Source organism: Deltaproteobacteria bacterium (genome assembly GCA_016874775.1).
Classification (GTDB): domain Bacteria; phylum Desulfobacterota; class Binatia; order Bin18; family Bin18; genus VGTJ01.
The window spans coordinates 1-8,282 of the sequence record VGTJ01000227.1 but is presented as its reverse complement, the minus strand read 5'-3'; the positions used below and the strand labels follow the sequence as shown (position 1 = coordinate 8,282).

Sequence of the window (8,282 nt, the reverse complement as noted above, 5' to 3'; positions counted from 1 at the left end):
CAACGCACCCTTCGCCACCTCAAACGGACCGCCGCCCGGTTGGGGTTCACGCTCCTCCCCCAGCCCGTCTCGGCCTGAGAGTGTGTTTCTGAGCAGTGCAGCGCGGAATCCCTCTGCGAGACCCTTCGTTACACTCGGGGTGACAACTCTGCTGTACCAATCTTCCGTGGACCAATTTAGTTTCCGCCTCCATCTTCCCTAAAGCCTGAAGCCTATAGCCTCAAGCCTTCCCTCACTTCTTAAGATACTTATCCATAAACGCCAGCGCGCGTTTGTACCCCGCTGCATACGCAGGCAATGGTGTCAGTTGAAAGAATCCGTGCGGTGCGCCTTCGATCACTTGCAGGTCGTGATCAACTCCGGCGGCCTTCAACGCCTCGGCCATCTTTATTGACTCAGCATAAATTGGGTCTTTGGTCCCCACACCGACATAACACGGTGGAAACTTCGCCGCACTCTTCAGCGGACTGATACGATGGTCGCCGCGTAAAGTCTCATACTGCTCGACTGGGAGATAGAACTGCTGATCAGGCTTCGGCGTTCCGAGCGCTTTCATGGTTTCATGATATTCGAATACCCCATAGATCAGCACACCAACACTAATCTTCGGACTTCCTTTCTGGATACTCTCAGCTAACACTGCACCAGCGAGATTGCCACCAGCAGAGTCTCCACCAACGGCAAGACGATTGGCATCGCCACCATATCTCGCAGCGTTTTCCACTGCCCATTGCGTAGCAAAGAAGCAATCATCAAAAGCAGCGGGAAAGCGATGCTTCGGCGCACGGCGATAATCAACGTTAATCGTGAGGTACCCACCTGCAGCGAATTCACGTCCGACGCGAAGATGCGTCTTCGGACTGCCCATTGTCCAACCACCGCCGTGGAAATACACCAGCACGGGATGTGGCCCATTCCCATGCGGAACAGAAATGTCTGCCGTCAAACGCCAGCCCGCAACCTCTCGAAGCAGAACACCATCATGCACGGCGCCTACCGACGGTGGATTCCCGTTCATTACCTCGTCATACCGCTGTAGCATATCAGCGGGATTCACCCCTTCTGGCACCCGTAGTGTCTCCATAAATTCAAGCAGGTCAGCTGGGACTTGATTCATATGACTTCCCTCCTTGCTTCTTTTGGCGGCGATTTTATCTGAAACACGAGTCAGTAGTCAGTAGCCAACAAGGGCAATCAAGGAAGAAGGAAGAAGGAAGAAGGAAGAATGTAAAACGCAAAACGCAAAGCGAACACGAACCGGTTTTGTCCTCAATTCTTCATTCTTCATTGGCTTTGTCATGCTGACTACTGTCTCCACCTCTATCTTCCGTCGCACTTTGCAAGCCACCTGGTGATATGGTAGACGGGGACCACCCCAGCACGGAAAGGGTGGAGGGGATGCAATTTTGGCTGTTTCATTTGATGCCGTGGCCATATCGGTCTCAAGATGTGGTCTCTCAGTTTTTGCGACACTAATGTGACCACCACAGTCATATACAGAGAGTGACAAGCGCATGCCAGAAAGGCTCAAATTCCTGTGTCGACCGCGGTGTTCAGCTTTGTTTTTTTTCCGCGGATTTCTTCTTAAGTTTTCTTACCCTTTGCTGATGTATATCTACGGACGCGGACAGGGAAGGCGGCACCTCCACCACCCCCACCACCCCCACGGCCCCTTCCCTGTCGATCCACTCCTCCTGACCTTCCGGCTTTCATTTTTTCCCCGTCACTGTGCTACAACAAGAAAAGGGTGTTCCATTTTTTAAATTCTGGCATTTTAGTCTTCGTAAAGAGGGAATTATGAAGAATACTGCTATCACGCTGCCTCGGTATCTTCTCCAACAGCAACAAGTACATGTTGGCGCGACTGGAGAATTTTCGATCCTGATGTCACAGATTTCCTTGGCCGTTCGACAGATCGCCTACGAACTCGGCCGCGCTGGCCTCCTCGGCATCCTCGGGGCAACCGAGGAAGTCAACGTCCAAGGAGAAGTTGTGCAGAAGTTAGACACTATCTCTAATGACGCATTTCTCAGCGCTTTTGAATACGGCGCATTGGTCACTGAAGTTGTCTCCGAGGAGATGGAGCAACCTGCCGAGATTCTTGGCAACAGCAATGGGAAGTATGTGATCTTCGTTGACCCGTTGGATGGCTCTTCCAATATCGATGTCAACGTCACTGTTGGTTCGATCTTCTCCGTCCACCGCCGTCCACAAGGGGTGAAAGGAGCCGATCTTGTCAAAGCCCTCCAGCTACCTGGCAACCAGCAGGTCGCAGCCGGCTATTCCCTCTATGGCTCAAGCACCATGCTGGTGTTCACGACTGGTCACGGTGTCCACGGTTTTACCCTTGAGCCAGGACTCGGAGAGTTTTTGCTCTCCCACGAGAATATTCGTATTCCCAAACGCGGCTCGACCTACAGCATCAACGAAGGACGGCGGTCAGAATGGTTCCCACCGACCAAAGGGTATGTTGATTACGTCCAGCAGAGCGATAAAACCACTGGCCGCCCCTATAGCGCGCGCTATGTGGGCTCACTCGTCGCAGATTTTCACCGTACCTTATTAAAGGGCGGGATTTATCTCTATCCCCCTGATCCCAAGAACAAAGATGGGAAACTCCGCCTGATGTATGAAGCCAATCCCTTAGCAATGGTGACAGAACAAGCCGGAGGCAATGCCAGCAACGGCACGCACCGTATCCTCGACCTCGTGCCAACCAGCCTCCATCAGCGAACGCCTCTGCTTATTGGTAGTGCAGATGATGTCTCACAGGCAGAATCTTTCTACAGGTAAAGCCTTGGGAATTCTTGACTCGTCGGTTTACCATGATAGCAACCAGTTTCACTGCTCTATGTAAGGAGGAGATCCTATGACAGAACGTGTCCGCGAAATTTTGAGTTGGTATGAAAGTGATAACCCTGGAACACGGACGAATATTGCACGATTACTCAATCATGGTCGTCTTGGCGGCACCGGAAAACTGGTGATCCTCCCGGTCGATCAAGGATTCGAACATGGTCCAGCTCGCAGTTTCGCACCAAACCCTGCTGGCTATGATCCAGAGTATCACTACCGACTCGCCCTCGAGACAGGTTGCAATGCCTACGCAGCGCCGCTTGGGTTCATCGAAGCCGGCGTAAGCAAGTTCCTCGGTGAAATCCCCCTCATTCTTAAGCTCAACAACCACGATGTGCTCCATGACGAAAAAGACCCACTGTCTGCTGTCACAGCCAGTGTCGATGATGCCCTGCGCCTCGGCTGCACCGCGGTCGGCTTCACGATCTATCCCGGCTCTTCACAAGCACAGACGATGTACGAACAGGCCCGAGAGATCACCAAAGAAGCCAAAGCAAAAGGACTGGCAATGGTGTTGTGGTCCTACCCTCGCGGGTCTGACCTCAGCAAAGAGGGTGAAACGGCGATCGATGTGGTGACCTATGCCGCACAGATTGCTTGCCAGCTCGGTGCACATATTGTGAAAGTCAAGCTGCCAAGTGCTCATATAGAATTAGGTGAAGCCAAGAAAGTTTATCAGAAACACCACATTCCGATCGAAACCTTGCCAGAACGGGTGCGGCACGTCGTACAAAGCTCCTTCAATGGCAAACGAGTTGTGATTTTCTCCGGTGGGGCAAAGAGTGATAACGACGAATCCTTCTTCAATGAAGTGCGCGCGATTCGTGACGGCGGTGGCTTCGGCTCGATCATCGGCCGCAATTCCTTCCAGCGTCTCCCAGCAGAAGGCCAGGCGTTCTTACGCACGTGTATGCAGATTTATGCCGGGGAAGTGAAGTAAGCTCCAGGGTAAGAAAGGCTTCAGGCTCTAGCTTGTGGCTTGAAGCCTCTTCTCATCGCGTATCCGCATAAAACTCCCGCAACCTCTCCGCTGGCACACCGAAGAAATAACACAGTCGTAACGTCCACATCCGCACGATCGTGCGGAAGACACCATCCTGCTGCCAACGTCGGGCTGAAGTCACTACCTGTTCTTGTAAGCACGCGATCTTTCCGGCGCGCTTCAATCTCCGGCTGAATTCGATGTCTTCCATCAACGCCAGGTCAGGGAAGCCGCCGATCTCATGAAACGTCTGACGACGAACAAAAATTGCCTGATCACCAGTTGAGATTTTCGTCAATCGGGAACGTAGGTTCATCATTGTCTCGATCATGCGGAACGGCCATCCCTCTGCATCGAGGCGAACATCGAACCGCCCACCCACAATCTGAGGATCGCTGAACGCGTGTGTCAGCACTTGGAGAAACCGGGGCGGAGGTTTGGTATCGGCATGCAGAAACACAAGGGCATCACCACTAGCTTCACCGGCACCGGCATTCATCTGGCGGGCCCGTCCGCGAGATGCAAGAACCACCCGATCCGCATGGGCTTGCGCAAGCTCTGTCGTACGATCCTCACTGCCCCCATCGACAACAACTAACTCACACTCCCCTTCCTGCCGAATGCGCGTAAGCGTCTGCACGATTGAGGGAGCTTCATTGAGTGTGGGGATGATAATTGAGAGGCGCATGGGCTGACGCAACTAAAAATGAAGAGTGAAAAATGAAAAATTGAGAAATCTGTGGGCCTGAACCGGAACCCAGAACATTGGTGCACTTTACCCAGGAGCCCCACGGCTATGTCATTGAGAGAAGAGCGAAGAATCCTTTTGCCTTCCCTCTTCTTCTTACACTTTTCACTTTGCATTTTTCATTCTTAATTTTTGGCTTCATCCTCCTGCCCGTAGAAAGGCGAGTGTCAACTGGCGATGAAAAGTCTCGACAGTTTTCTCTCCGACCCCAGCCAGTGAGACCGCCAGCGTCGTTCGTTGAAACTTCAAGATCGGATTAAATGCCGGATATCGAGGGTCTTGCGGACGAATGCGCAATGTCGCACTGCCATCAGGAAGCGTGAGGGAAAAGCACGTCTCACCAGTGGCTTCTTCTTTTCTATACGAGTATGCCCCTGCCTTACACATCTTCTCTATGCCCTCGATGACCTCGGCGCTGGCAAAGGCAAGATCCCAGGTAAAGTCCCGCTCCCTCACGCTGTCCTCCATGCGTAACCAACACCCGCCCAGACGATGCTGCTGCTTCGTATCATCGCTGACTATGGCGGTCAGGGACAATCTGAAACGTGAGAATCACAGGCGTCCCATCTGGCGGCAGCAGCGCTGTGTTTGCCACAAATCGTGAGGGAGAAGCAACGTAGGCATGGATACTCAATGCGCCGTTACTGACTTTTCCACTTGGACAGCTGTACAAACACACCAGGCAGCCCGGACGTGGCCCTAACGGATTCTTGTTAAATGGACGGTCAAGGTTACCACCGAAGCGCCACGAAGCCACCGGTTGAAGATCAGCAGGCGAAGTCGAGGAAAAGACGTCAGCGACTGGAACTCCTTCTGGCTTCTCCTTCCATGCCACACGAATCACAATTTCGCTCCCTGTCACTTTCTCCTGTGGCGCAGCGTGGTCATCATGCTTCCGCTCAGTCCACGATGCCATCGTCAAGTTGTCTCCTGGTTTTGCTCCCAACTTTGCCAACTCAGCATGAAAGTCGAGATCATCGACCGGTGTCTCAATCAGTGCTGTCGGTGAGGTTCCCTTATGCCAGACCAGGAAATGGTAATGGGCTTGTTCACCGTGCGCTGCGTTAAAACGTTGCGCGTAGATGCGACCAAAAATTTGTATTTCTTTGGTGTCGGCACGCACCAGGATTGGCTGTTCCATTGAGGGTTCGGAAAGCGCTAATGAAACACCAGTCATACCACCGCAGAAAATCACAAGCGCCAGCAGGAGTCGATTCATATTATCTGCCTTTCCTTATCCTTACGTTTGTCGTTGTTCCTGTAGTCCCCTACATTCAGCCTTCGGCCTTTTTTTTATTCGGCACTGTTCACTGTGTTCCACGGCCCCGGCCGTCGCCACAGGTACGGGAGGTCGACAATCATCCCCGGCGTCTGCGCATCGGTCAATAGCCGCAAGGCATCTAAGAGCACCCAACGCTGCTGTGCCGCATTAAACGGTTCACCCAGCGGATGGCCAAACGGCCAACGCAGGAACACCGCACGCGGCGGGCGAGTCTTTTCCGTCAGTTCTCGTTGGATGCTCACCGACACCGTTGGGATACCCTGTCGTTCAATTTCTCTGGCGACCAGTCCCACGGACCGGTTACACAGCCCTCACGCGGGAGTCAGTACCACCGCATCGACCTTGTCCTGTGTGAGTCGGCGGGCAACTTCCGGAGCGGTCTCGGTTGACAATCGGTGAATGTGTGGGCCATCGATATGCCCCATGAAGCTGTAGTGAAACGGAGCAACGGCGCCAATGATATGCTCTTGAGCTAACTCCTTGAGACGGGTGAGCGGCAGGACGATGTTAAGATCTTTGTCGGCATCACGATGATCATAATAATCGTGAGTGATACAGAACTCGTCCAGATCGCTCTCACCAGGAATCACACGAAAGCTCGGATCGCCATCTTTATCGTTCATATCAAAGGGCACGTCAGTCTTCAGATGCACTCCTGCCGTCGTAACCACTGCGACTGTACATCGTGCGAGCGGTTTCACCAGCGGCGTCCACAGCGGCGGCCCATATTCATCCAATTGTTGCCCAGCAAGCCAACGCTTGGTCAGCCCAGGAAAGCGGCTGAAGAGTAGCGCGAGGAGTTGATTCTGCAAACGGTGGAAATTCATCCACCCAGGATAAGGGAGAAAAAAGAAAGGGGAAAGGCTGTAGACCATAGGCTACAGGGATGAAGAAAGGCTGAAGGGCGTAGGCCGAAGGAAAAAACTAAGACCCTGGAGCGACTGTTTTTTCCCTACAGAGCTGAAAACCGCTTCTGCTTTCCCTGTAGTCCTGTCTTTACGTCAGCCTGTCACCCCATCCAAATCGAACTCCTCGATAAATATAGGCAAGGGGTGTCGATTCTTGCCGAGACGATGTAGGGCGGCTGCAACATTCGCACGATTTGTGACAATTCCATGAGTCTTGTGCAAGTGTTGCAGTAGCAGGGTTATCGTCCATCTGTCAGTAAGGTAACCGAGCTGGCGTGGGCTTTGGGCAAGGGTTTTCTCTAAAGTCAGCTCGATATGTACGACCCCTTTGGACGGTCGACCACTGCGTTTGCCGTCGGCGAGACGAAGAGAAGTGTCGTTCTCACCTCGTCGCCGATTGAAGCGTGCCGCCCAATTGTACACCGTTTGTCGGGTGGCCCGGAGACGCTCGGCAATAGCCTGTGAATTCTCTCCAGCATCAAGCCAAAGAAGTGCCTGGGCACGCCGGGCTTCGTTACTTAAGACCGTGCGTGCCACGAATTCTTCGAGCACTTGTCGCTCTTGAGAAGTAAGAGAAAAAAATGACATGGGCTTCTCTCCCTCTCGTCGTGTCAGCGATCAGCAATCAGCGTTCAGCCGTCAGCTTCGTAGAAAGCACTCAGCTGTCAGCGATCAGCTATGAGCCAGAAAAGAAGAACGAAAGATTCTCACCAAGGCTGACTGCTGAAAGCTGATCGCTGAATGCTTTTTGAAGAGCTGAAAGCTGAGTGCTGATAGCTGATCGCTAATTGGCTGACAGCTAATTAGTACAAGAAATACTGAAATTCGACCCACACATTGTCTTTACGATTGAAGAAACCTAAACCACCATTGCCACGTCCATCTAACACGTTGTAACGAATACTGACTGCAAAGGGGTCCCGGAAGCGCCAGTCGAGTCCTGGCTGAAGCAGCCAGTTACCATGCCAGTTATAGAAGAAGGTGAAACTCGGCCGCAGGTTTCCACCCATGTACGGTGTACTCACCGAAAAGGTCGTCAACCAGTCACGACTCGGGGCTTTCGCTAATGCACACCCTCTACCGCTTCCTGTGCCCGGCCCGCACGCATTTGCTACCGCCGCATTGGTCACTGGTTTCTGGAAGTTTCGATTGACACTCGCTACCTGATCGCGGTCGTTAAAGATCCCAAACGGTTGGCTTTTATCGTTGAAATTCGTATCCTGCCCGTTGCGCCGGGTGTAGAAAATCTGCGCGGAAAAGGCAAACGAGTTGCCTGGATTAAGCCACGTGATCCATTGGTTGTGGTCTAAGCCAATGACAAACAAGAACCAGTCGCGTTCCTTAAAAGCGACTTTCCGCGTTCCCGCCTGACGCGCTAATGCATGGGCAAGAATTAAGTTACCGATTAAGAGCGAGGAAGAAGCGTATAGTTCCAATCGCCATGAAACTTACCGGGTTTGATATTGAGCGCTTGAAACTCATCGTCGGAGACCTGTAGGCCTTTGG

The 8,282-nt window shown here is 52.7% G+C and carries 9 protein-coding genes and 1 pseudogene; 2 read left to right on the top strand and 8 right to left on the bottom strand.

Features of this window, described 5'->3' with window-relative positions; all coding sequences use genetic code 11:
- Positions 1–232: 232 nt before the first annotated feature.
- Positions 233–1,117, bottom strand: coding sequence for an alpha/beta hydrolase (locus tag FJ147_25575; GenBank protein ID MBM4259257.1), 885 nt, complete (start codon positions 1,115–1,117; stop codon positions 233–235).
- A gap of 680 nt (positions 1,118–1,797) precedes the next feature.
- Here FJ147_25575 and FJ147_25570 point away from each other — a divergent pair.
- Together FJ147_25570 and FJ147_25565 are read left to right on the top strand one after the other, a co-directional pair.
- Complete coding sequence (locus FJ147_25570; protein ID MBM4259256.1) at positions 1,798–2,793, top strand: class 1 fructose-bisphosphatase; 996 nt, start codon at positions 1,798–1,800, stop codon at positions 2,791–2,793.
- Positions 2,794–2,869: 76 nt separating this feature from the next.
- The gene (locus FJ147_25565; GenBank protein MBM4259255.1) at positions 2,870–3,796 is read left to right on the top strand and encodes a class I fructose-bisphosphate aldolase; all 927 of its coding nucleotides are present in this window, start codon (positions 2,870–2,872) and stop codon (positions 3,794–3,796) included.
- A 52-nt stretch (positions 3,797–3,848) separates the two neighbouring features.
- Here the strand turns inward: FJ147_25565 and FJ147_25560 are convergent, their stop codons facing one another.
- The 7 genes and pseudogenes from FJ147_25560 to FJ147_25530 all read right to left on the bottom strand — a co-directional run bounded on the left by FJ147_25560 (position 3,849) and on the right by FJ147_25530 (position 8,212).
- Positions 3,849–4,526, bottom strand: coding sequence for a glycosyltransferase (locus FJ147_25560; GenBank protein ID MBM4259254.1), 678 nt, complete (start codon positions 4,524–4,526; stop codon positions 3,849–3,851).
- Positions 4,527–4,724: 198 nt separating this feature from the next.
- The gene (locus FJ147_25555; GenBank protein ID MBM4259253.1) at positions 4,725–5,042 is read right to left on the bottom strand and encodes a hypothetical protein; all 318 of its coding nucleotides are present in this window, start codon (positions 5,040–5,042) and stop codon (positions 4,725–4,727) included.
- Positions 5,043–5,094: 52 nt separating this feature from the next.
- A complete protein-coding gene (locus tag FJ147_25550; protein MBM4259252.1) occupies positions 5,095–5,805 on the bottom strand; it encodes a hypothetical protein in 711 nt (236 codons plus the stop codon).
- A gap of 161 nt (positions 5,806–5,966) precedes the next feature.
- Positions 5,967–6,161, bottom strand: a pseudogene (locus FJ147_25545) (hypothetical protein).
- 18 nt (positions 6,162–6,179) lie between these two features.
- Entirely contained in the window at positions 6,180–6,695 is a 516-nt protein-coding gene (locus FJ147_25540; protein ID MBM4259251.1) for a hypothetical protein, read from the bottom strand.
- 174 nt (positions 6,696–6,869) lie between these two features.
- Positions 6,870–7,364, bottom strand: a complete 495-nt coding sequence (locus FJ147_25535; GenBank protein MBM4259250.1) for a helix-turn-helix domain-containing protein — start codon at positions 7,362–7,364, stop codon at positions 6,870–6,872.
- Between the two features lie 215 nt (positions 7,365–7,579).
- Positions 7,580–8,212: a hypothetical protein gene (locus FJ147_25530; protein MBM4259249.1), complete on the bottom strand. Its 633-nt coding sequence runs from the start codon at positions 8,210–8,212 to the stop codon at positions 7,580–7,582.
- Positions 8,213–8,282 lie beyond the last annotated feature (70 nt).